Consider the following 23,166-nt stretch of genomic DNA (forward strand, 5'->3'; position numbering starts at 1 on the left):
TACCAATATTAGATTCAGGCCGGTAGAGTAATAGTCAAGGACAGGGTGCTGGCGGCCCCGAAGCTAAGAGTAAATGCTACCTCCTGAAGTACTTTTGCAGGTGAAATTCTTATGTAGCTCACTATCTCCCTTGCTCCCTATGAAATACTGCCTGCTACTTATTGCACTGGCTGTTGGACTGGCCTTTAAAGTACCCCAGCCACCGGCTGATACGCGTCCGAATATAGTATGGATCACCTGCGAGGATATGAGCCCGGAGCACCTGGCCAGCTACGGCAGTAAGCTCACCCGTACCCCCCACACCGACCGGCTGGCGGCGGAGGGCATCAAGTATACCAATATATTCTCTACATCGGGAGTATGTGCGCCGAGCCGCTCGTCCCTGATTACGGGCATGTACCAGACCTCCATTGGTACCCATAACATGCGTACGCTGGCGCTCTCAGCCAATGCCAAAGATGATTATCCGGCTGGCTTTGTACCCTATTCAGCGGTGCTGCCCCAGGGGGTAAAGTGCTTCTCGGAGTACCTGCGGGAGGCGGGCTACTACTGTACCAACAATGTAAAGCAGGACTACCAGTTTGAGGCACCCGTCACGGCCTGGGATGAGAGTAGCCCCCGTGCGCACTGGCGGAATAGTACAAAGACTAAAGAGGGCAGAAAGCCTTTCTTCGCTATCTTCAACTTCATAACCACGCACGAGTCGCAGGTGTGGTCGCGGGAAAAGGAGCCGCTGCTGGTGCGGCCGGAGGATGTAGTAGTACCACCTTACTACCCCGATACCCCGAAGGTACGCCACGACATAGCCCGCCACCAATCCAACGTGATGCGGATGGATGCCCAGGTAGGGGAGGTACTGAAGCAACTGGAAGAGGATGGCCTGCTTGATAATACTATTGTATTCTTTTACAGTGATCACGGCGACGGTCTGCCTTTTGTAAAGCGCGAACTATACGACCGGGGGCTGAAGGCGCCTCTGATCGTGCGCTTTCCGGATAAACGTGCTGCCGGTACTTCTGACAATCAATTAATTAGTTTTGTAGATTTTGCCCCTACGGCCCTGTCGCTGGCCGGACTACCCATCCCGAAGCACATGCAGGGGCAGGCATTCCTGGGTGAGCACAAGGGCAAGGCTCCTCGCCGGTACATCTACGCCGCCCGCGACCGGATGGATTCGGAGATAGATCGGGTAAGGGCGGTACGCGACCAGCGCTACAAGTACATTCGCAACTACCAGCCCGAGAAACCCTTCTATCAGGACATCAAGTACCGGTTGCAACAGCCGGGCATGCAGGACATCATCCGGCTGCGGGACGAGGGCAAGTTGAATAGGACGCAGATGCGGTGGTTCCAGACCAAGCCTCGGGAAGAGCTGTACGACTGCCAGGCAGATCCGATGGAGCTTACGAACCTGGCGGACCAACCGGATATGCAGACCAAGCTGAATGAGCTACGGAAAAAGATGGACGAATGGCAGCAGCGCTACGGCGACTACGGCGCTATGCCCGAAATGGACATGGTCCGGAAATGGTGGGGAACCTCTGATCTGAGCAAAGGAGCTCCCGTTACGGCTACTCCGGTTGTGCAGCAGAAAGAGGGGCGTGTGGCTATACAATCGGCTACTCCGGGCGCATCTATTGGCTACCGCTTTACCAACAGTGGTCCCTGGTCAGTATACAATAAGCCCTTTGGTATGGAGGGGGATTCTTTATACATCATAGCACACCGGATTGGGTATTCACCTTCAGGAATAAAAGCAGAAAAACTGGCACGATGAATGCACGGGGAGTATAGAGTTGACATTGAAACAAATACCCACTCTATATATAGTATCCTCTCTGTGAATGTATGATTAAAAAACTACTCTTAGTAGCCTGCCTCGTCGGAGGTAGTCAGGTGTATGCACAACAAACGTATTTCAGGTCCCGCATGGGCAATTCAGATTTTCAGATTGATTATCGCAACGGTCGCTATCTGATGACGGAGCTGCCCGTAAAGGAATGTCAGGACTCAATGGCCCGGCAGGGCGAATTTATCGTGACGGAGGTGGAAGAGAAAAAAGATAGCTTCTTTCACTTCGGCTATACCATTATGCGGGGTATATGGGTGGAGGGCGTATATGTTCATCATCTGACGCTGGTTTGTAACAGCAGGAAAGATCCTGAGCAGACTTTCGTGCTCTACTACGACAACCGCTTCTTTGCCGGCAACCGCTATCTGGTCAGACGCTGATTTCTGTAGAAAAGCTCAACAAAAAATCCCCGACCAACTGGCCGGGGATTTTTACTATATAAGTACTTGCAAACCTATTAATAACGATATGTATCCGGCTTGAACGGCCCCTGAGGCGTTACACCGATATACTCAGCCTGATCAGACTCAAGAGTCTCCAGACGGGCACCTACGTGAGCCAGGTGCAGAGCTGCTACCTTCTCATCCAGTACCTTAGGAAGTACATATACTTTGTTTTCGTAGTTCTGTGAGTTGTTCCACAGCTCGATCTGCGCCAGGGTCTGGTTAGAGAATGAGCATGACATCACGAATGATGGGTGACCCATGGCACAGCCCAGGTTCACCAGACGGCCTTCGGCCAGTACAATGATGTCCTTACCGTCGATGTTGTACATATCCACCTGAGGCTTGATCTGCGACTTGGTATGACCGTACGCCTGGTTCAGCCACGCCATGTCGATCTCGTTGTCGAAGTGACCGATGTTACATACTACGGCCTTATCACGCATTTTGCGGAAGTGACGATCCGTAATGATACGAACGTTACCGGTAGCCGTAACAAAGATGTTAGCACGCTCAGCAGCTTCGTCCATAGGGATTACTTCGTAGCCATCCATTGCAGCCTGCAGGGCACAGATAGGATCGATCTCGGTTACCAGTACGCGGCAGCCAGCTCCACGAAGTGACTCAGCCGATCCTTTTCCTACGTCACCATAACCCGCTACTACGGCTACTTTACCAGCCAGCATCAGGTCAGTGGCACGACGGATCGCGTCAACCAGTGACTCGCGGCAACCGTACTTGTTATCAAACTTCGACTTGGTTACTGAGTCGTTTACGTTGATAGCAGGCAGGTGCAGCGTACCTTTCTTCTGACGCTCGTACAGACGGTGAACACCGGTAGTAGTCTCTTCTGAAAGACCCTTGATGTTAGGGATCAGCTCAGGATAGACATCAAATACCATGTTGGTCAGGTCACCACCGTCGTCAAGGATCATGTTCAGAGGCTGGCGCTCTTCACCGAAGAACAGCGTCTGCTCGATACACCAGTTGAATTCCTCTTCGTTCATGCCTTTCCAGGCGTACACGGGGATACCGGCAGCAGCGATAGCGGCAGCGGCGTGATCCTGCGTAGAGAAAATATTACAGGAAGACCAGGTAACTTCGGCACCCAGAGCAGTCAGGGTTTCGATCAGTACCGCGGTCTGAATAGTCATGTGCAGACAGCCGGCGATGCGGGCGCCTTTCAGGGGCTGCTGAGGTCCGTACTCAGCACGGATTGACATTAGACCGGGCATTTCGGCCTCAGCCAGGGTGATTTCTTTACGACCCCACTCGGCCAGTGTAATGTCTTTTACTTTGTACGGAATGTACGTTTGTGTTGAAGTTGACATATCAGTATGTTGATTTTAGTCAGAATAATGACAAAGGTACCAGCTAAGACTAACTTTTAGAAGAAAAGTAGATGAATATTGTCCAATGAAGCTTAAAATTGGATATATTATCTAATATGCCTCTACTGCAGCAGAAAGATCTAGAAAGATCATCAGCTATATAACTGCTTTTCAGATATTTTGTCTACGATCATCATAAGCTTAAAGGACAGCCTTCACCAGGCTGTCCTTTAAGCTTATAGCAGGTACTATACCCCTAGCTGCCGCCAGTTTGCAACTGGTGGCTTAGGCTATTAATAAAGTCTATGACTGGCGCATCAATTCATTTTCTTTATGCCTGACTTCCAGATAGGTAGTAGTAGGGTAGTTACCGTTGGGCATACAAGTCAAAGACTTGCAAAATATATCCCAGCAGTTGGAAACTGGCGGGAGCCTCGGGCATCCCATCATACCGGGATCAGTACGGTATAAGTACCATCAGGATAGAAAGTAATCTGTTTTTCATTGTATACATTTCCACCTCGTATACGGAATTGTTTTATTCTTAGCGGTTCGCCGGTTTTGGCATGGCGGACAGGTACTCCGGGTTTTTCCTCTACATTAAACCATCTTTCCTGCTTGGGAGGGCGAATGTACAGTCGGTCCTGAATGACCTCCTGCAGGCAACTAATCAACTCTTTTTTCTGACTTTCAGTCAAGGGGCCCGGTAGATGATCCTGGTTGTAAATAAGGACTACGTACCCATTGAAGGAGGCCCACTGCGTTGGAGGATTGTCCCGGTATCGGTCATCAACGATTGCTTCTAAGTACCACGTCTCTCTCCCCATAAGGTCCTTAGACTTCGTTAAGTGTACCACTCCTTTATCCCCCAAGAAATACCGTTTCTGATAAGATTCTTGTATATATTCCATCAATAAGTTTCGCTGTTGATCGTTATGCAGCTTCACTTCCTGGCATATTTGACCTATACTGGTTGCTGGCTTAAGGAGTAGTAACAGCAAAGGCAATAAGAGATAGAATCTTGGTTTCATACGTGCGTAGCTTTATGGCAGGAATAAGTCGGGCTAGAAGTGGATGTTACATTTGTAAAAATAGAAGCTTGTTTTGCCTGGCAGGAATCTCTTGACGAATAACAAGATAAGAACAAAAACAAATTGACGCCATTTTCATCAAAAAAGCGCAACCTGAATGAGGGTTGCGCTTTTTTAGGCTGAGAAATACTACCTACTACAACAATACGCAGAAGCTCTTGAAGATAGCTCCCAGGCGTACGGCGTCGAAGATACGGGCCTGGGTACCCCCGTGGCCAAGTACCGACTGCTCGTGTGAAGTTACGCACAGTTCGCAGCCATTCAGGGCTGATACCACCAGGCTCAGCAGTTCGAAGAACTCCTTACCCAGTACCGGATTCATCATGATGCTCATCTTGATACCCGCCTGAGTAGTTTCGTAGTACTCTTTCTTCACGAAGTGACGGAAGCGGTAGAATACATTATTGGCATTAAGCAGCGATACGCACGAAGCTACCTCAGCCAGTTCCTTCTCATCAGCTCCTTCTTTGGCGGCCAGTTCTTCCAGCGCGGCGATAAGGGCAGTGCTTTTCTCGTTGATAGCTACACCCAGGGCCAGCAGGAGAGCTTCCTTACGGTTCAGGTTTTGCGATTTAAGTACGTTGCCTACGTTGATCTTGAGGTCCTTGAGGTAACGGTGGTCCTGCTTGGCTAGTTTGTCAAGCAATACGCTTTCAAAATCAGTTGGAAGGTTTACTTCCTTATATAGCGACTCCTTCGGGTTGGTCGCGGCGGCAAATGGATACATGGTAATTGATCTGGTTAAATAAGAATTAAAAAAGAGGGGGAGGCTTTAGGCCACCCCCGGTATAGTTTCTGCCTTTACGAAAGATTAAGCTTCGATAGTAGCCTCACCTTTTGTCCAGTTGCAGGGGCACAGCTCGTCAGTCTGCAGAGCATCCAGTACCCGGATCACTTCGTTTACGTTACGGCCTACCGACAGGTCATTTACACATACCCAACGGATGATACCCTGTGGATCTACGATGTACGTTACACGGTATGCTACTTTCTCGTTGGCTTCAAGGATACCCAGTTCTTCGGCCAGTGACTTCGACGTATCAGCCAGCATAGGGAACTGCAGGCCACGCAGGTCATCGTGGTTTTTGCGCCATGCCAAGTGAACGAATTCAGTGTCAGTAGAAGCACCAATCAGGATCGTGTCACGATCAGCGAAGTCTTCCACGTGCTTGTTGAATTCAGCGATTTCGGTAGGGCACACGAATGTGAAATCTTTAGGCCACCAAAACATCACCATCCACTTGCCAGCATTCTTGTGGTCTTCTGAAGTAATGTCATAAAACTCCTGACCTTTTTCGAGGGATACAACGGCAGTTTTCTTGAACTCAGGGAAAACCGAACCTACAGATATAATTGAGTTTCTCATGATTAGTAGTATATAAGAGTTGCACTTTTTAACGAATGCAAAGTTACAGGCCACCGAAGAGACTCCCAAGTCAGGGCGTAGTATGATTCGTGGAAAATGTTAAACGGAAAGCAGGAGCTGATAAATATCAGTTCGGGGAGGATGTGGATGATAGGGGAGGTGGTAGAAGAGTATTTAGGAATAATAGTATGCATCTAAGTAGGTAAAGGAATAGGCTGCTATTCTTAATCTGGATAAGAACAGCAGCCTATTAAGTACTGGTATAGTATCTGCCTGATTATGAAGAGAAGCTCCTGATGTACTCCAGGGTACTGACTTCTGCCCTCAAAGCAAGTACTTTATAGAAACTGCACCACACTCTCAAGGCCTATCCCCCGTGAGCCTTTGATCAGGATATGGGTATCCTGCTGGGGGTTATCCATGATCCAGTTGTGCAGCGAGAATTTGTCCGGGAAGTAGTACGCCTTGGGTAGGGGAGGTAAGGCGTGCGCTATGAGCTTGCCGGATAGAATAACCAGGTCAAACCCACCCTGTGCGACCAACTGCCCTAGTGCCAGGTGCTCCGCTTCGGTTTCGTCGCCCAGCTCGAGCATATCACCCAGGATCACCATCTTACGGTTGGCTTTGAGTTGGGTAAAGTTGCCAATGGCCGCCGCCATAGACGAAGGATTAGCATTATAAGCGTCCAGTATAATAGTATTGGAGCCTTTCTGGAGTACCTGCGAGCGGTTGTTGTCGGGCTGGTAGTTAGCTATGGCCTCATGAGCATCCACTTCCTCTACACCCAGATGGATACCTACGGCCAGGGCTGCACACATGTTATCAAAGTTATAGCTACCCGGCAGGTGGGTAGTCACGGTTTTGCCGTTATTGCCACGGTATACTACCCGTGGAGTATCTTCAAGTAGGGTAGGATTAACAGCGCCATTTTCCGAGCGATAAAAAACGATTTCTTTAAAAGCATGGCGCTTGCTGATCATTTCCATCAGGGCGTCGTTCTGTGCATTCACAAATACAGTCCGCTTCTTTTTAGACAGGAAGTCATATAACTCGCCTTTCCCCTTACGAACACCTTCAATTCCTCCGAAGCCTTCCAGGTGTGCTTTACCTACATTAGTGATCAGGCCGTGCGAAGGCTCCGCGATGCGGCTGAGCAGGGCTATCTCCTGCTGGTGGTTGGCTCCCATTTCTACCACAGCCATTTCATATTTATCGGGATCAATAGCCAGTAGGGTAAGCGGTACTCCTATGTGATTATTAAGGTTGCCGCGCGTGGCGTAGGTCCGGTACTTCATGGCAAGTACGGCGGCTATCAGTTCTTTAGTGGTCGTTTTGCCGTTGGAGCCGGTCAGGCCAATCACCGGAAAATCGAACGTACGGCGGTGGTGACGGGCCAGGTCCTGCAGGGCCAGTAGTACATCCTCTACCAGCAGGTAGCGATCGTCCTGCACTACCTCCGGGTTGTCTACTACTACGTAGGCGGCACCCTTGGCGAGGGCTTCGGCGGCAAAGAGGTTTCCATCAAATTTGTCACCCTTAAGGGCAAAGAACAGGCAGCCGGGCTCAATCTTGCGCGTATCGGTGGATACCGTCCGGTGGCTGAGGTAGATCTGGTATAGTTCGGCAGTGGTAGTCGACATGTTATAGAATAGTAGCTAAGACCAAATAGCGGTAATTTTCGTTTATTTTAGAGCAGGTCATCCAAAACCTGATTTTATTCGTAGGTCCAAAAATACATGAATATTCTTCAACGATGAGAATACCTCTCCTGTATCTATTTATACTTCTTCAGATACCATTCGGGCTGCGGGCTCAGACGCCCTGGTTCAGGACGGACACCCTGACGCCGGTTACCTATCAGGGCAAGCCTATGCTGAACCCGTGGGCGGGCGGACTCAACGCCGGACAATTCTCCAAAATGCACCTGAACGACGACGGCGTAGAGGATCTGGTGGTATTTGATCGTACCAATAGTAAAGTTACTACCTTCCTGGCCGACCCGGCTGCCAAAGCTTACCGGTATGCCCCCGCCTACGAGGCACGCTTCCCCGCCATGCAAAACTGGATGCTGCTCGTTGACTATGATCGGGACGGACATAAGGATCTTTTTACCTACACTCCGCAGGGTGTACAGGTATACCGGCAGGAGGTGGCGGGTACTACCTGGAGCTGGCAGCTGGTGAAGCCCTTGCTGTACTCGTGGGGGTACTCGGGCCGTATCAACCTGTTGGTAGCTGCTACCGACATACCGGCACTGACCGACATTGACGATGATGGCGATCTGGATGTACTTACGTTTGAGTTGCTGGGCAATTACGTGGAGATGCACCAGAATATGAGCATGGAAAAATACGGTGTTCCCGATAGTCTAGAGTTTGTACGCAACGGGGTATGCTGGGGTAACTTTGTGAAGGAGCACTGCAATGATTTCCAGTTTGGTATTGACTGCGGTTCGGTGGAGAATCTTGCTAGCCGTACGGCTCCCAATGCCCGGCCTATGCATGCGGGAAATACCCTGCTGGTTCAGGATCTTGATGGGGACGGGAAGAAGGATATGCTGATGGGGCATGTGTCCTGCAATAACATAGCCCGCCTGGTCAATACCGGAGGCAACCGCGTGGCGAACTACAGCAGCTTCGACGTGGATTTTCCGGCCAAAGACCCGATCAACTTTACCATTTTTCCGGCTGTATTCTACGAAGATGTAGATTTTGACGGCGTAAAGGACCTGCTGGCAGCGCCCAATGTCTATGCCAACGAAGGTAACCTCATGGACTTCCGCGCTTCGGGCTGGTACTACCACAACAACGGTACAGACACGCAACCGGACTTCGTACTGCGCCAAAAAGGGTTCCTGCAGGACCAGATGATAGACGTAGGAGAGAATGCCGCTCCGGCCTTTTTTGATATAGACGGCGACGGTGACCTGGACCTCCTCATTGGTACGGGAGGCATGCGTAAGACCAATGGGTACCGGGCCAGTATGTGGTATCTGCGCAATGTAGGTACCAGCCGTGAGCCGCGGTACGAAGTAGCCTCCGAAGACTACCTCTCGCTGTCGGAACTGCAGCTGGTTACTAACATGCGTCCCCAGTGGGCTGATTTTAACGGCGATGGGGTGCCGGATCTGGGATGGTCGGGCGTTACCTTCCGGGGGCTGGAGTACCGCTACATTCCCAATCGGGCGACTCGTGGTGAGGCTGCCCGGCTCAATGTTGCGGAGGCAGTAGAGCTGATACTACCTGCCGAGCTGCAGCCCGGCGACGCTCCCTATTTTTATGATGTAGACCGCGATGGCGATCTGGACCTGGTCGTGGGCAAAACGCAGGGAAACATCGCTTACTACCTCAATACCGGCACTGCCCGGCAGCCGGTATTCCAGCACCAGACCGATGAACTGGCTGGTGTTGCCTTCAACTACCGGGGGCGTTTTGTAAGCATCGCCGTTGATGATATAAATATGGACGGCCAGCCCGACCTGCTTACCACCGACCAGAGCGGCATCATGAGGTTATTCCATACCGGTGAGTGGGGCAAGTGGAGCAAGCGGGACAGCCTGCTGGTGGAGAATCCGGTACTTGGTCAATCAGGCCAGCCTTACCTGGGTACTTACCTCCAGCCCACCGTGGCCGACTATAACGGTGACGGAAAGCCCGATGTGGCCATAGGTACCAATGCCGGAGGCCTCCACCTGCTAACCAATATCCTGCCCGTGACCATTACGGCTCCCGAGCCAGCACTTAGCAGGCGTATTGAGGTATTTCCCATCCCGGCCGATGACTACGTATATATAAGGACCGACAGCGATGCCGACATTGAAGTACTTAATACACAGGGCGTATCAGTACTGGCAAAACCAGTGTCAGCTAAAGCCGGGCAGGAGACTGTTCTGAATACTCAGTACTGGGCACCAGGCCTTTATCTATTTCGGATTAGCAACTCCAGAGGTGTAGTAGTAAAGAAAGTGCTGGTGCGGTAGCCAGGCCGGCCTTAGTAGTTTGTTTTTCTTACGCTAAATGAAATAGTTATTGTATTAAACAACTCTTTACTTTTAATTGTTGACGTTGTGTCAGCGATGCTATTCTTATCTTTTCTGACTACAGTCTAATAATTTGCAAAAGTATATTTGCTTGGAAATCGCTTATTTTTTATATGTTTATTGCAAATAATAAACGGGCAACTATTCTATGAGAAAGTCAAATATTTATCTTCTTGTTGAATTAGAGAAGTTTCTGAAAGCACTTGCCTCACATCACCATGATTTGCAAAAAGCCTTTTTAGTTAACGCAGCTTATTTCCAGATTCTGGAGCCTGATTATTTTTCTGATAATCTTCTTATTACATGGAAGGATATAGTCAGACAGGCCAGTGGGTTAAAAGATCCTTTTGCTGTATCAGCTGGAGTCCTGAAAAATCAGATCATGTGTAATATAAGTCAGATGTCGGAGCAGGAATGCTATGAGCTGGCTATGAAAATCAATAACCTGTCGGTAGCGGTAAATGCTGAGTTGAAAGAAGCAGAATCCTATAGTCGTACAGTTTCTTCTGCTAGTAACCTATCTTCTTTTTCAACTTACTACCGGTAAGTAGCCGCCTGCAATTACGTCTGATACGGAAGGTTTTTGCGCAGTAAATGGCGGAGACAAATATAGTGTCTCTGTTGCCATGGTTGTGCATGTCCTTTCATGGGTTATAATTTACCGTTAAAAAATATTTTTTGGGACATATAGTATATATCGGTATACTTGAAGAATATTTTATAAGCATTTCAGAACATATAACGAGGTAGATAGTTGTATGGGAGGCAACTTAAAGACTACATGCTTAGAGTCTTTTTTACATTTATAATGACAGTCTGAGTACTGAATTGACATATATCCATCTTAACCGTTCTCATGAATCAAAAAATACCAAACCCAAAGGTCGCTACCATGGAGCTGACCTTGTTGTTTTGTGCCATCGTTGCTCTTACTGCTACCTACCTGAATGCCAAAAAGAGCCATTTCTCTCCCATATCAATAACGTCCCCCTATATTGTTGCTGCCCAGACTGATAGTGAGGAAATCTTTGATAATACGTATGGGGAATTTCGCGGGGCAATACTGGCCTCGTATGACGATCAGTTTCCCCTGCTATTTAAGCATATCAAAGAGTACGAAGTAGAAAAAGGATTGCGGGATGGAATTATTGTACTGTTACGAAAGAAGACAAAAGTAGTAGTAGTGAAAAGGGATGAATTAGTATCGCTGGTGGAGGTGCAGGCCGGAGAGTATTACAAGAAAAAACTATACGTACTTACGGGCTGTCTGAAAGAGAGCGGAATGGTTATACCGGATAAAAATAATTTCGGTGAACTGGCTACCACCGATCTATGATAAAAAATGAGATAAAAGTGCAATCAAAAATCTTGCCATTTTAGATTTATTTACAGATATTGCTGGTATATTTTATAATCCACCCTACCAATAACTGTGATCATCTAAATGAATAACACTTCCTCGTGTGAAATCTATGAAAAGCTCTACTCAATCATTAATTGCCTGATAGTCGGAAAGGGAGATGTTAAGTCCCGCCTGCTACATAAGGACCGCTATTTTGTCGAGCTTGATGAAGAGAATTTTTCGGAAGCCCTGTTGCCCCTGTGGCTTTCGATCCGAATCCGACTGATGGGATATGGGAAGTATGCGACCCGTAACCAGAAGTTGGCCGCCGTAAAGCAAAACGGAGTGCAGCTGAGTCTGGAAGAATGTTCAAGCATAGCATCTGATTTACATGAACTTTATATAAAGCTGCAGAATGAGTATTATGCTCGTTAGGCTGTAGTTTTAGATCAAAGTCCCCAAAGACTTTTTTACTATACACACACTTAACTTATTCTTCAGGAAAGCCTTACGTTGGTGCCTGATATTAGTATGTTGCTCTTGCCGCTCAAAAAGGAGAAAGGCAAGAGCATTTTTTTTATATCTCCTGAATGCGTGGATGTTCCGTATAGGAATACCGGCTCTACCACTTCTTAAATATAAAGTACACCGCCAGTACGATCAATCCAAAGCCTACCAGGTAGTTCCAGCGTATGGGTTCTTTCAGATAAATGAAAGCAAAGGCTACAAACACCGTCAGACTTACCACTTCCTGAATAGTCTTCAACTCAAAGGCATTGAAACTGTACGACCCGATGCGGTTGGCGGGTACGGCTACGCAGTATTCTACAAAGGCAATCAGCCAGCTGATCAGGATCACCTTCCACAGGTCGGTCTCCCGAAACTTAAGGTGCCAGTACCAGGCGGTAGTCATGAACAGGTTGGACAGAAACAGCAACAATATGGTGCGCATGGATGGGGTAATTTAGAGGTAGTGATGTTTTCAAAGCAAATATCAGCAATGGCCGCCATAAAATCAGAAGCCTGGCGCGTAGCTGTCTTACATGACACCACAGGAAAGTTATTAGTAAAAAGAAATAGTACTTCGGGAGGAAATAGTTAGACTGGTTGACTTTATGTAGGTAGTACAGTACATACAGAAGGCTACCTGGTACTCACGCACGATGCGACTAATAAATTGATATACTCAACTCTTAACCTCCCTGATTGCCCATGAACCTGACCCAGCTTACTGATAAGTTGAACGCCGTCGAAGAATACGAGCGCGAGCGTGTACCGGAGCGAAAGCTACGGAGTAGTAAAAGTTTTCTGGGATTGTACGCGGGAGAGCATACGGCTGGTACAGAGTTCGTAATCGGACCGTTGTTCGTAGCGCATGGGGTAAGTGCAGGGGATCTGGTTCTGGGGCTATTGGTAGGTAACGTTCTGGCGGTACTAAGCTGGGCTTTCCTTTGTGCCCCTATTGCTGTAAAGGAGCGTATCACACTGTACTACAAGCTTGAAAAGATATGCGGGCCGCGCCTGACCAAAGTATACAACCTGGTCAATGCATTGATGTTCTGCTTCCTGGCGGGCTCCATGATCGCGGTATCCGCTACGGCGGTGGGTATACCCTTCAACCTGCCACTGCCTACACTACAGGATATTCTGCCCAATAGCGCCCTGTGGATAGGTATAGTACTGGTGGTGGGGCTGGTGACTACCATTATCGCCATGCTTGGTTATGATCTGGTCTCTTATGTAGCCAATCTGGCGGCTCCCTGGCTGTTCCTGGTGTTTGTGGCGGCGGCCGTGGCGGTGCTGCCCGAGGCAGGAGTTACTTCCATTGGCGACTTCTGGAGTGTGGCCAACGACAAGATCTGGACCGGAGTACCTCTGGAAGGGCAGTCGAAGTTTACCTTCTGGCACGTCATGTTTTTCTCGTGGTTCTGCAACATGGCTATGCATATCGGTATGGCCGATATGTCGGTGCTGCGCTACGCCCGCAGCTGGAAAGCCGGTTTTACGTCAGGAGCCGGGATGCTCCTGGGGCACTACATAGCCTGGGGTGCATCGGGTATCCTGTATGCCATATTTCTGCAGCAGGCGGCTAACAAGCTTGAGTTTTCACCCGGACCGGTAGCCTACTACGCCGCCGGACTGGCGGGAGTGATCTGTGTGGTCATCGCGGGCTGGACTACGGCCAATCCTACCATCTATCGGGCGGGGCTGGCCCTGCAGTCGTGGTACCCCAAGTGGAAGACCTGGAAAATCACCCTGCTGGTAGGGTTGATCACTACCTCGGCGGCCATGTTTCCGGCGCTGGTAATGCGCTTGCTGGACTTTGTCGCCCTGTATGGGCTGCTGCTGATGCCGATGGGTGCTATCATCTTCTCGGATGTATATCTGCTGCCTCGCCTGGGTTTGAGTGAAGAATATGCCCGTAAGAAGGGATTATATATCAACTGGGCCGCCGGACTCACCTGGGTACTGACGCTGGCATTCTGTCTGGTTCTGAACTGGGTGTTCGGTATCGAAATATTCTTTCTGGGGCTGCCAGGCTGGTTTGTGGCGGTTGGGTTGTACCTGGTCATGAGCAAGGTTTTCCAATCATCCAAAGCCAAAGTATCTCACACCGTTGATGTTATATAAGACTCAGCTAGTAAGCTCTTTCAAAACTACGTAGTATGACTTTATCTAAAACACTAGCCTATGTAATCGGTGCCATTGGTTTGGGACTGACCATCGTACCCTCCATGCTGGCTTTTTCGGGTACAATTTCACAGGATCAGAACAAAACGCTTATGGCGGTGGGTATGGTACTCTGGTTTCTGGCCGCATTTCGTATCATGAAAAGAAACGGTTGAAGTGCATCTGCTACGGGAGCCTCTACCATGGAGTAGGGGCTCTCTGTATACCTTTGTCAGAGTTGTACCCATTTTGATATTCTCATTAGGTACCACAGGATCCTCAGGCTACGCCTTTCGGCAGACCAGATCTTAGGAGGTACTGTGTCCTGCCGGCCCGTGGCTGTACTACATGAGCACCACGAGTCGGTACCTTCTTCCCTTTGTGCTAGTGGGCTTCCCATTCGTACATTTCTTAACTCTTTACTACCTTTACCCTACATCATCTCCTCAGTATGTAATGAGATATTTGTCAGGGTACACAAATCAGGTAATACTCTTGCTGATCGTATTTGTAGGATTAGCGGGCTGCTCCGAACCTAATAAAAAAGTAGTAGTAGCTACCGCTGCTAACGTGCAGTACGTAATGCAGGAGCTGAAAGAAGAGTTTGAGCGGGAATCAGATACCGAGATAGAAATGGTAGTAAGCTCATCGGGCAAGCTCACCACCCAGATCCGTGAAGGGGCTCCCTTTGATGTATTCGTATCAGCCGATACCCAGTACCCCGCCGAAATCCATAAGCACGGAGGGAGTGATATGGCTCCCCGCGTATACGCGCGAGGCACCCTGGTACTCTGGACACTGGACTCCACAGCCACCGACCTCTCTGTCAACTCACTGGCAGCAAACTCCATCCGCAAAATAGCAATGGCTAATCCGCGTACGGCTCCCTATGGTGAAGCCGCCGTACAGGCTATGCAGAAAGCAGGTATCTACGAGCTCGTAAAGGGAAAGCTGGTATACGGCGAAAGCATCGCCCAGACCTCTCAGTACATCGCTTCGGGAGCGGCCGATGTGGGCTTTACGGCTATGTCGGTAGTACTGTCACCCGAAATGCGGGGAAAGGGACGCTGGGTAAAAGTGGACAGCTCAGCCTACCAGCCCATCGAGCAGGCGGCTGTACTGCTCCGCCACAGCGAAGATTCCTTCAAGGCCAAGCCCAGCCGCGAGTTTTTTGAGTTTTTGTATTCCGAAAGAGCCAAAGCAATTTTCCGCCGGTACGGCTACTCCGTAGAGTAGCGGCTAATTAAGTACCTGAATCGGCTAATCTTAAACCCCTACCCGCAGCTTACATGGATCCCGAACCTCTCTGGCTTACGTTACGACTGGCTACTCTTACTACCCTGATCCTGTTTGTGATTGCGTTGCCGTTGGCGTACTGGCTGGCGTTTACGCGGTTTAGGGGACGATCTATTATAGAGGCTATCATAGGTATGCCGCTGGTACTGCCGCCTTCGGTGCTGGGTTTTTACCTGCTGCTGGCTTTCAGTCCTTCCCGGGCCTTTGGACAGTGGCTGGAGTCAGCCCTGGGACTGCGGCTGGTATTTTCGTTTCAGGGGTTGGTAGTAGCATCGGTTATTTATAGTCTGCCCTTTATGATCTACCCGTTGCAGGCAGGTCTGCAGTCGCTGCCGCCATCCCTGCGCGAGGCCTCCTATACGCTGGGTAAGAGCGCCTGGACTACCTTTTTCAGGGTGCTGCTTCCCAATAGCAAGTCCGCCATCCTGACGGCGCTGGTACTTACCTTTGCCCATACGGTGGGGGAGTTCGGGGTAGTACTGATGATCGGTGGTAACATACCCGGCGTGACCAAGGTAGCCTCCGTTGCCATTTACAACGAGGTAGAGGCGCTTAACTATGATGCGGCCAACCAGTATGCACTAGTGCTTTTTGTGGTAACATTCTTAATTTTATCCATCATTTATACCATCAATAACCGTCTGCTGCGTGTCCGATACCCCGCTTGACATATCGATCCGGCATAATCTGAATACGGCTCAGGGGGTGATATCCCTGGAGGTAGCGCTGGCGGTTCAGCCCGGGACAATACTGGCGCTGACGGGGCCTTCGGGGGCCGGCAAAACTACCCTGCTCCGGATCGTGGCGGGGCTGATTCAGCCGCAGGCAGGGCTAGTCCGGCACGGCAGCGAAGTATGGACGGATACGACGGGGCGTGTTTTCAGGGCGCCGCAGCGGCGGCCGGTGGGTTTTGTCTTTCAGGACTATGCACTGTTTCCCCACCTGACGGTGCGCCAAAACCTGACTTTTGCGCTGGATAAGGGGCAGGAGGAGGCCATAGTAGACGAACTGCTGCGTGCCGTAGAGCTCACCGAACTGGCCGGCCAGAAGCCGGCTCAGCTATCGGGCGGGCAGCAGCAGCGAGTTGCGCTGGCCAGGGCGCTGGTACGTAAGCCCCAGGTACTGCTGCTGGACGAGCCTCTGGCCGCTCTGGACCGCGACATGCGGTACCGGATGCAGGACTTACTACTGGACCTACACCGCCGGTACCGGTTCACGATGATCCTGGTTACGCACGATCTGGCGGAGATATTCCGGCTGGCCGACCGCGTAGCCCGGATCGAAGGAGGGCGTGTAGCGCAGGAGGGAAGCCCCGGCGAAGTCTATACCCATAGGCAGGAACTGAGTCAGGAGCCCTTGCTGTACGGAGAGGTACTATCGGTAGAGGCCAACGGTGGCGGACTGGTGGTGCTGGCCCTGATACAGCAGCAGGTACGTCGGCTGAGAGTACCGCAGGCGCTGGCCACACAACTAACGCCGGGGCGCTCATTTCTGCTCCGCTACTCTCTTGAAACACCCATGATTGAGCTGATCGACTAGTAGTAAGTGTCCAGGTATGCAGGCTTATAGTATATAAACTAATATGCATTAACTAATGAAGCACTTCGGTATTATAGTAAGTATAGTACTATTGTCAGTACAGGCTCTCCTCGCTCAGCAGCGTCCCAACGTGGTCATTTTTATTGCGGATGATGTAAGCTGGAATGATTTCGGCTGCTATGGCAACCAAGAAGTCAAAACTCCTAATATAGATCGTATAGCCAGGGAAGGGCTACGCTTTACTAATGTATATCTGACAGCCAGCTCGTGCAGCCCCAGCCGCAACAGCATTCTGTCAGGACGGTACCCGCACAACACCGGTGCGGCCGAACTGCATACACCATTACCCGCCGAAGTACCTACCTTTCCGGGGGCTCTCAAAGAGGCCGGATACCACTGCGTATCTGCTGGCAAATGGCACTCGGGACCCCATGCCGTCAAAGATTTTAGTCTGCTACAATCCAAAGGGAATGGAGATGGGGGAGAGGAGCAGTGGGTAAACGTGCTGCGCGACCGGCCGCGGGAGAAGCCTTTCTTTATGTGGTTTGCGGCTCTGGATGCGCATCGGGAGTGGGGCGAAAACCAGTACGCTGGCAGTAACCCTCCTGATGCCATATCGCCTCCTCCCTACCTGGCCAATACTCCCGCTACCCGCAGGGACCTGGCGCAGTACTACGACGAAATAACCCGCTTTGATACCTATATAGGTGAAGTGGAGGAAGAACTTAAAAGGCAGGGCGTACTCGATAATACACTGATCATAATAATGGCTGATAATGGGCGCCCTTTTCCCCGAAATAAAACGCGCCTCTATGACGAAGGAATCAGGACACCTTTTATTGTCAAATGGAAGAATGGGATAAAGGTACAAGAACCTCAGGTGTCGGAGAGCCTGATCAGTGTAATAGACATAGCCCCAACTATACTCGAGCTGGCGGGGCTTCCGGCACTCCCGGGCTTTCAGGGGAAAAGTTTTTCGAAAGTACTCAAAGAGCCCGGCAGGAGCTTCCGCAACTATGTGTTTGCGGAGCACAACTGGCACAACTACGAAGCTTACGAGCGTATGGTACGGACCAAAGACTGGCTCTATATCTACAATGGCCGCCCACAGTTTGCCAGTTCTTCGGCTTCGGACATTCATCGTTCGCCAGCGTTTCAGGATTTAGTGAAGGGCTATCAGACTGGGGAGCTTACCAAAGCACAGCAGGATAATTTTATCCAACCCAGACCCGTCGAAGAGCTGTATAATTGTGCTAAAGATCCTTATCAACTGACTAACCTGGCTGAACAGGCTGCTCACCAAAAAGAACGGCAGAAGTTGAAACAGGTACTTAAGAACTGGATAGACCAGACCGGCGATACCCAACCCGACCATCTTACGCCTGCGGATTCAGATTGGTTTAGTGGCAAAAAGCTGGATACACCACTGGTACGTGGTGAAATGCCGGGTGCCGGAAGCGGGGCCGTCAGCACTACAAACAAAGGACCCTTCTGATGATTTACTTACCCCCGTATTTCCTCTATGCATATACTTATCATTGAAGATGAACCGCTTGTTGCCCGTAACCTACAAAATACCGTACGGCAACTCGAACCCGAGGCTCGACTGGACGGCCCGCTCGAAAGCGTAGAAGCCGCCATCAGCTGGTTCAGAAATAATCAGCACCCCGACCTGATCTTATCGGATATTCAGCTGTCGGATGGGGTAAGCTTCGAGATATTTCGCCAGGTCGACACCGATTGCCCTATTATATTTACTACGGCCTACGACGACTACGCCATCCGGGCTTTCCGCCTCAATAGCATTGACTACCTACTGAAGCCTATCCACGAAGAGGATCTGAAGCGGGCCTTTGACAAGTACCACCGCTGGCGGGGTACCGATAGGCCTGCCCACTTTCCGGCGCAGCTGAGTAGTCTGCTCGAGCAGTTGGATTCGCGTCCCACCAAAGCCTACAAGCAACGCTTCCTGGCGCATCACCAGCGCACGGTGGTGGCTGTACCGGCCGAGCGGGTAGCTTTCTTTGTGCGTGATGAGGTCATCTGGCTGGTCACGTCGGAGGGGCAGCGGCTCATTACTGACTACGCTTCACTCGACGAACTGGACGAACTACTGGATCCGGCTCATTTCTTCCGGGCCAGTCGCCAGTATACGGTCAGGAAGGAGGCGCTGGAAGGCTACCGTACTCACTATACGGGAAAGCTGGAACTGGTCATGCTGGCGGCGCCTGATGAGACTATTTCGGTCAGTAAGGAGAAGGCATCGCAGTTCAGGCGGTGGTTTGAGGAGGGATAGGTAGGTACGGCAGCAGGCATTCTTTCTATTTCAAAACCATTTTCAACCTTTATATGCAAACTTTTTATAAGCTATTACGAATTGCACTTATGACTTTACCCCTGCTGGCCATGCAGCAGGCCAAGCCTACCCGAATCGTATTTTTTGGCGACTCCATCACCCAGGCGGGCGTAGGTCCTAAGGGGTACATTACCCAAATGAAAGAACTCCTGCAGGCGCGTGGCCAGAGTGATCAGTATGAGCTGATGGGAGCAGGTATAGGCGGAAATAAAGTATATGACCTGTACCTGCGTATGGATGAGGATGTACTGGCCAAAAATCCTGATGTAGTGGTGGTATACGTAGGTATTAACGATGTATGGCACAAGCGCACCCACGGCACCGGTACCGATCCGGATAAGTATGTGAAGTTCTACGAAGCCATCATCAAAAAACTACAGGCCAATAATATCCGGGTAGTACTGTGTACTCCGTCGGTGATCGGAGAAAAGACCGACTACTCCAACGAGCAGGATGGGGACCTCAACCGCTACGCCGGATTTATCCGTGACCTGGCTACAAAGCATAATCTGACGCTGATAGATCTGCGGAAAGACTTCCAGGAGTACCTCGTGAAGAATAACCCCGAAAACAAAGAATCGGGCGTACTTACTACCGACCGGGTTCACCTTACTGAGAGTGGTAATAAGTTCTTAGCTGAGCGCATGATCAATGCCCTGGTGAAGAAATAGGAACAACTACTATTTACGTATCAAAAAGGAGAGCCAGTAGGCTCTCCTTTTTGATTATGAAGCTTTGGTAGCTGCTTTTAAATTTTCCTGTCCGAGCTCCTTGATGGGTACGGGCTTCTTCTTCCCGTTGATAACTTCTTTGGCCTTTGCTACATCAATCGGATCACCGAAGAGGTAGAACAGCTTCATCTTGAAGCCTTTGGCGTTCTTCATGTCCTCCCAGATATCCATGTACTCGTGGAAGTTGATGTAGATCGGATTGGCCTTATGCTCTAAGCTGGTGGTAATACCATAAATAGCCTGCTCCTCCTCTTCCTGATAGGTACCAAACATCCGGTCCCAGAATATAAAGGTAGCGCCATAGTTCTTGTTGATGTACTTCTCCTGTGAGCCGTGGTGTACCCGGTGATTGGATGGAGTCGCAAAGATGTACTCGATAGCAGGGTGCAACTTACGGATGTACTCCGTATGTACCCAGAACTGGAACAGTACCGCTATCTGGTTAACAATAAAGAATATGACCGGGTGAAAGCCCATAATAGCAATGGGGAAGAAAAAGATCAGCTTCAGGTGCTGTACCCAGCTCAGGCGGAACGAGACCGTTAGGTTGTAGTTTTCGCTGCTGTGGTGTACCACGTGCGTAGCCCACCAGAACCGCTGTTCGTGTGAAATGCGGTGCGCCCAGTAGCTACACAGGTCAAAGAAAACATAGCAGGGTATAAATGTCCACCAGGCAAAGTGCATACGCCAGGGCACCAGGTTATACATCCAGACTATAATGGAAAACAGCGAGAATTTTAGGAGAAAGGCAACTATCACATTCCCGATTCCGACCAGTACTGAGCCTATGGTCTCATTTTTGTCATACAGGTGCCTGTCGTGCCGGTAGGAGATATACCACTCGATTAGCACAAAGAAAAACATGACTGGTGCGGCCCATACTATAATCTCGGGGGCACTTTTTGTAAGTCCGTCAATTTGGGTGAAGTTAATTTGTGGAGCACCAAAAAGAGTAGATAAATTGAGTAATACTGCCATTCCTTTGTTGAATTGTGTTTAATAAATTATAAGTCAGCTTTAAAAGAAATGTTTTAAAGATCCTCCAATCTATTGTTCAGTAGTTAGGGTTGAAAGATTTATAAGTAGTAAATAACTCATTTTTACCATAGTATCCCAGCCCTATCTGCTTAAATCTGCCAAATCAACTGTAAAAAAATTGTTAAGGGGCCGTTGAGGGCAGATCAGGCTTGCTCAGCGTACGCCAGAGGTAAAAGGTAAGATAGGCTTCCCAGCCACAGAATTTGCTGAAAATGGCGTCCAGTTCGGCCCGCTCAGGTCGCCTTGCCAGGCCTTTTACCTTATGCAATGCATTATACAAGCCTACATCACCGTAAGGAATACAGGTAGCTACTTTCAGGGATTTCATAAGGGCGTAGTTGGCGGTCCACTCACCGATGCCTTTGTACGAAGTCAACTGCCGGATCATGGCTTCGGGCGTAGGCAGGGCAGTGAGCAGCTCTTTAGAAACTTCACCCGTGCTGAAAGCCCTGGCAATTGTAATGAGGTACTCGGCTTTCCGTTCCGAAAACTGATGAGCTCGTAGCGCTGCGGGCGACACCAGAGCTACCTGCTCCGGCTCCGGAAACAGATAGTACGTTTGGTCCTGCCAGTCTATCCGTTCACCAAAGGTCTCTACCAGCCGCCGTTTGAGCTTATAGGCAAAGGACAGGTTGATCTGCTGGCCAATGATGCTCCAGCAAAGGGCTTCGAACAAATCAGGAATACCGATCAGGCGCAGGCCACGGTACTCGTCAGCCATGAAGGCAAGCTCCGGATCAGACCTGAGTAGCTCGTAAAATGGTGCAAGGTCCGTATCCAGATCAAATAGATCGCGTACGTACCTCACCAGAGCTGCTTCGTCTGTCACCTCTCCCCGAAGTACTTCACTGATCAGGCAGCCCTCACCTTCATATATTTTTACCAGTACAGGCTTTCCGGCTATTCTGGCGGGCTTGATGACCGCATCGGGGAGTATCCGGTGCATGATGTCGTCATAGTTGCGGTCCAGAAACCACAGACACTCCTGAAAGTTGAACAGGGGAGGAGTAGGCGTCTGAAAAAGATCCGGTGAGTGTGCTTGCAAAGTGGCCATAGCAGGGTAGGAAATAAAAGAGCCCGACGGAGCCGGGCTTTTATTATATGTAGTAAGGTATATCAAAGGCTTACCACAGGCTGGCAGGGTACTTGCCCGAAGTATGTAACTCAGCAAGGGCTGCCTGTACAGTGGGCTTATCTTCGGGGTAGGTAACGCCAAACCAATCCGACTGGCTCGTAAATACCCTGCACTTGCTCTGATCATTGTAAATCATGTTGGTGACGATGTAGGGAATATAAAACTCGGCCTTAGGGGTGGTGAAGTTAGCCCGGGCATATGATTCGAACAGCTTCCTGGTAATGGGGAAAATAGATGGCTTAAATCCCCAGAAGTTCATGGATACAATGGTCTCGGGAGCAAGTTCGGTCAGCATCTCATCTTCCTCGTAGTAGATCTTGTCCATATCCTGGGATATTTTGGTGCGTTCTACTACTGATGACAAGTTACCGTTCTCATCTACTACACACACACCACGCGACACGGTACCATTTTCGGATAGGGTACGCTTCAGTTCGTAACCGATCATGGCGTGCTGGCTATCATCAGTATCGCTCTGAAGAAACTCAGCCATGGTTGCGAAAGCTTCACGTCCGTAGAAGTCATCGGCATTGATTACCGCAAAAGGGGTAGATGTTTGCTCCCAGGCACACAGCATGGCGTGTCCGGTTCCCCACGGTTTAGTGCGTTCCACAGTTCCCAGGTCTTCAGGAACGTACGACTGTATGCCCTGTATGGCAAAGTCATACTCGATCTTTCCCTGAAGCTTGGGGGCAAAAATGGCCTCTACATCATCCTTTATTTCTTCCCGCACGATAAATACCACTTTGCCAAAGCCACCCCGAATGGCGTCAAAAAGGGAGTAATCTATGATGGTCTCACCATTGGGACCAAACTGGTCGAGCTGTTTGATGCCACCGTAGCGGCTGCCAATGCCGGCGGCCAGTATTAAGAGAGTAGGTTTCATTCGTATGTGTGATTTTGGGTGTATATCTAAAAGGAGCGGCAAGTTAAAAAC

General features: G+C 49.9%; 23 protein-coding genes. 14 read left to right on the plus strand and 9 right to left on the minus strand.

Going from position 1 to position 23,166, the window contains the following annotated elements:
- The first annotated feature begins 139 nt into the window (after nt 1–139).
- Nucleotides 140–1,777 carry a sulfatase family protein gene (locus tag JTN23_RS06715; protein ID WP_247233278.1) on the plus strand — a complete coding sequence of 546 codons (1,638 nt, stop codon included), beginning with the start codon at nt 140–142 and terminating at the stop codon, nt 1,775–1,777.
- Between the two features lie 71 nt (nt 1,778–1,848).
- Nucleotides 1,849–2,232 (plus strand): hypothetical protein, encoded by a 384-nt coding sequence (locus JTN23_RS06720; RefSeq protein ID WP_247233279.1) that lies wholly within the window; start codon nt 1,849–1,851, stop codon nt 2,230–2,232.
- A 77-nt stretch (nt 2,233–2,309) separates the two neighbouring features.
- On the opposite strand, the gene ahcY is transcribed toward JTN23_RS06720, so the two are convergent.
- The 5 genes from ahcY to JTN23_RS06745 all read right to left on the minus strand — a co-directional run bounded on the left by ahcY (nt 2,310) and on the right by JTN23_RS06745 (nt 7,723).
- The gene (ahcY, locus tag JTN23_RS06725; protein WP_247233280.1) at nt 2,310–3,626 is read right to left on the minus strand and encodes an adenosylhomocysteinase; all 1,317 of its coding nucleotides are present in this window, start codon (nt 3,624–3,626) and stop codon (nt 2,310–2,312) included.
- 446 nt (nt 3,627–4,072) lie between these two features.
- The gene (locus JTN23_RS06730; RefSeq protein ID WP_247233281.1) at nt 4,073–4,453 is read right to left on the minus strand and encodes a hypothetical protein; all 381 of its coding nucleotides are present in this window, start codon (nt 4,451–4,453) and stop codon (nt 4,073–4,075) included.
- Between the two features lie 400 nt (nt 4,454–4,853).
- Nucleotides 4,854–5,444, minus strand: a complete 591-nt coding sequence (locus JTN23_RS06735) for a carboxymuconolactone decarboxylase family protein (protein WP_207509491.1) — start codon at nt 5,442–5,444, stop codon at nt 4,854–4,856.
- An 84-nt stretch (nt 5,445–5,528) separates the two neighbouring features.
- Entirely contained in the window at nt 5,529–6,083 is a 555-nt protein-coding gene (locus tag JTN23_RS06740; protein WP_247233282.1) for a peroxiredoxin, read from the minus strand.
- Between the two features lie 338 nt (nt 6,084–6,421).
- Nucleotides 6,422–7,723: a UDP-N-acetylmuramoyl-tripeptide--D-alanyl-D-alanine ligase gene (locus JTN23_RS06745; protein WP_247233283.1), complete on the minus strand. Its 1,302-nt coding sequence runs from the start codon at nt 7,721–7,723 to the stop codon at nt 6,422–6,424.
- 113 nt (nt 7,724–7,836) lie between these two features.
- Between JTN23_RS06745 and JTN23_RS06750 the strand changes: the two genes are divergently transcribed.
- From JTN23_RS06750 to JTN23_RS06765, 4 genes are all read left to right on the plus strand, one after another.
- Nucleotides 7,837–10,062, plus strand: a complete 2,226-nt coding sequence (locus JTN23_RS06750; RefSeq protein ID WP_247233285.1) for an FG-GAP-like repeat-containing protein — start codon at nt 7,837–7,839, stop codon at nt 10,060–10,062.
- Nucleotides 10,063–10,270: 208 nt separating this feature from the next.
- Nucleotides 10,271–10,669 (plus strand): hypothetical protein, encoded by a 399-nt coding sequence (locus JTN23_RS06755; protein ID WP_247233287.1) that lies wholly within the window; start codon nt 10,271–10,273, stop codon nt 10,667–10,669.
- A 309-nt stretch (nt 10,670–10,978) separates the two neighbouring features.
- Nucleotides 10,979–11,458: a hypothetical protein gene (locus JTN23_RS06760; RefSeq protein WP_247233289.1), complete on the plus strand. Its 480-nt coding sequence runs from the start codon at nt 10,979–10,981 to the stop codon at nt 11,456–11,458.
- Between the two features lie 108 nt (nt 11,459–11,566).
- Nucleotides 11,567–11,899 carry a hypothetical protein gene (locus JTN23_RS06765; protein WP_247233291.1) on the plus strand — a complete coding sequence of 111 codons (333 nt, stop codon included), beginning with the start codon at nt 11,567–11,569 and terminating at the stop codon, nt 11,897–11,899.
- 187 nt (nt 11,900–12,086) lie between these two features.
- On the opposite strand, the gene JTN23_RS06770 is transcribed toward JTN23_RS06765, so the two are convergent.
- Entirely contained in the window at nt 12,087–12,416 is a 330-nt protein-coding gene (locus JTN23_RS06770) for a DMT family protein (protein WP_247233293.1), read from the minus strand.
- Nucleotides 12,417–12,676: 260 nt separating this feature from the next.
- Here JTN23_RS06770 and JTN23_RS06775 point away from each other — a divergent pair, with 260 nt between their 5' ends.
- The 8 genes from JTN23_RS06775 to JTN23_RS06810 all read left to right on the plus strand — a co-directional run bounded on the left by JTN23_RS06775 (nt 12,677) and on the right by JTN23_RS06810 (nt 19,996).
- A complete protein-coding gene (locus JTN23_RS06775; RefSeq protein WP_247233294.1) occupies nt 12,677–14,095 on the plus strand; it encodes a purine-cytosine permease family protein in 1,419 nt (472 codons plus the stop codon).
- Nucleotides 14,096–14,130: 35 nt separating this feature from the next.
- Nucleotides 14,131–14,310 (plus strand): hypothetical protein, encoded by a 180-nt coding sequence (locus JTN23_RS06780; protein ID WP_247233296.1) that lies wholly within the window; start codon nt 14,131–14,133, stop codon nt 14,308–14,310.
- Between the two features lie 319 nt (nt 14,311–14,629).
- The gene (gene modA, locus JTN23_RS06785) at nt 14,630–15,370 is read left to right on the plus strand and encodes a molybdate ABC transporter substrate-binding protein (protein WP_247233298.1); all 741 of its coding nucleotides are present in this window, start codon (nt 14,630–14,632) and stop codon (nt 15,368–15,370) included.
- Between the two features lie 53 nt (nt 15,371–15,423).
- Nucleotides 15,424–16,098: a molybdate ABC transporter permease subunit gene (modB, locus tag JTN23_RS06790; RefSeq protein WP_247233300.1), complete on the plus strand. Its 675-nt coding sequence runs from the start codon at nt 15,424–15,426 to the stop codon at nt 16,096–16,098.
- Entirely contained in the window at nt 16,079–16,969 is an 891-nt protein-coding gene (locus tag JTN23_RS06795) for an ABC transporter ATP-binding protein (protein ID WP_247233302.1), read from the plus strand. Before modB ends, JTN23_RS06795 begins: the two co-directional genes overlap by 20 nt.
- Before the next feature lie 55 nt (nt 16,970–17,024).
- Nucleotides 17,025–18,464: a sulfatase family protein gene (locus tag JTN23_RS06800; RefSeq protein ID WP_247233304.1), complete on the plus strand. Its 1,440-nt coding sequence runs from the start codon at nt 17,025–17,027 to the stop codon at nt 18,462–18,464.
- 27 nt (nt 18,465–18,491) lie between these two features.
- A complete protein-coding gene (locus JTN23_RS06805) occupies nt 18,492–19,265 on the plus strand; it encodes a LytR/AlgR family response regulator transcription factor (RefSeq protein WP_247233306.1) in 774 nt (257 codons plus the stop codon).
- Between the two features lie 53 nt (nt 19,266–19,318).
- Nucleotides 19,319–19,996: an SGNH/GDSL hydrolase family protein gene (locus JTN23_RS06810; RefSeq protein WP_247233307.1), complete on the plus strand. Its 678-nt coding sequence runs from the start codon at nt 19,319–19,321 to the stop codon at nt 19,994–19,996.
- Nucleotides 19,997–20,050: 54 nt separating this feature from the next.
- Here JTN23_RS06810 and JTN23_RS06815 read toward each other — a convergent pair whose 3' ends face one another.
- The 3 genes from JTN23_RS06815 to JTN23_RS06825 form a co-directional block, all read right to left on the minus strand.
- Nucleotides 20,051–21,034, minus strand: a complete 984-nt coding sequence (locus JTN23_RS06815; protein WP_247233309.1) for a sterol desaturase family protein — start codon at nt 21,032–21,034, stop codon at nt 20,051–20,053.
- A gap of 181 nt (nt 21,035–21,215) precedes the next feature.
- Nucleotides 21,216–22,148 carry a DNA-3-methyladenine glycosylase family protein gene (locus JTN23_RS06820; RefSeq protein ID WP_247233311.1) on the minus strand — a complete coding sequence of 311 codons (933 nt, stop codon included), beginning with the start codon at nt 22,146–22,148 and terminating at the stop codon, nt 21,216–21,218.
- Between the two features lie 70 nt (nt 22,149–22,218).
- Nucleotides 22,219–23,115, minus strand: a complete 897-nt coding sequence (locus tag JTN23_RS06825; RefSeq protein WP_247233312.1) for a nucleotidyltransferase family protein — start codon at nt 23,113–23,115, stop codon at nt 22,219–22,221.
- Between the last annotated feature and the right edge of the window lie 51 nt (nt 23,116–23,166).

The organism is Telluribacter roseus, from assembly GCF_017355915.2.
Classification (GTDB): domain Bacteria; phylum Bacteroidota; class Bacteroidia; order Cytophagales; family Spirosomataceae; genus Telluribacter.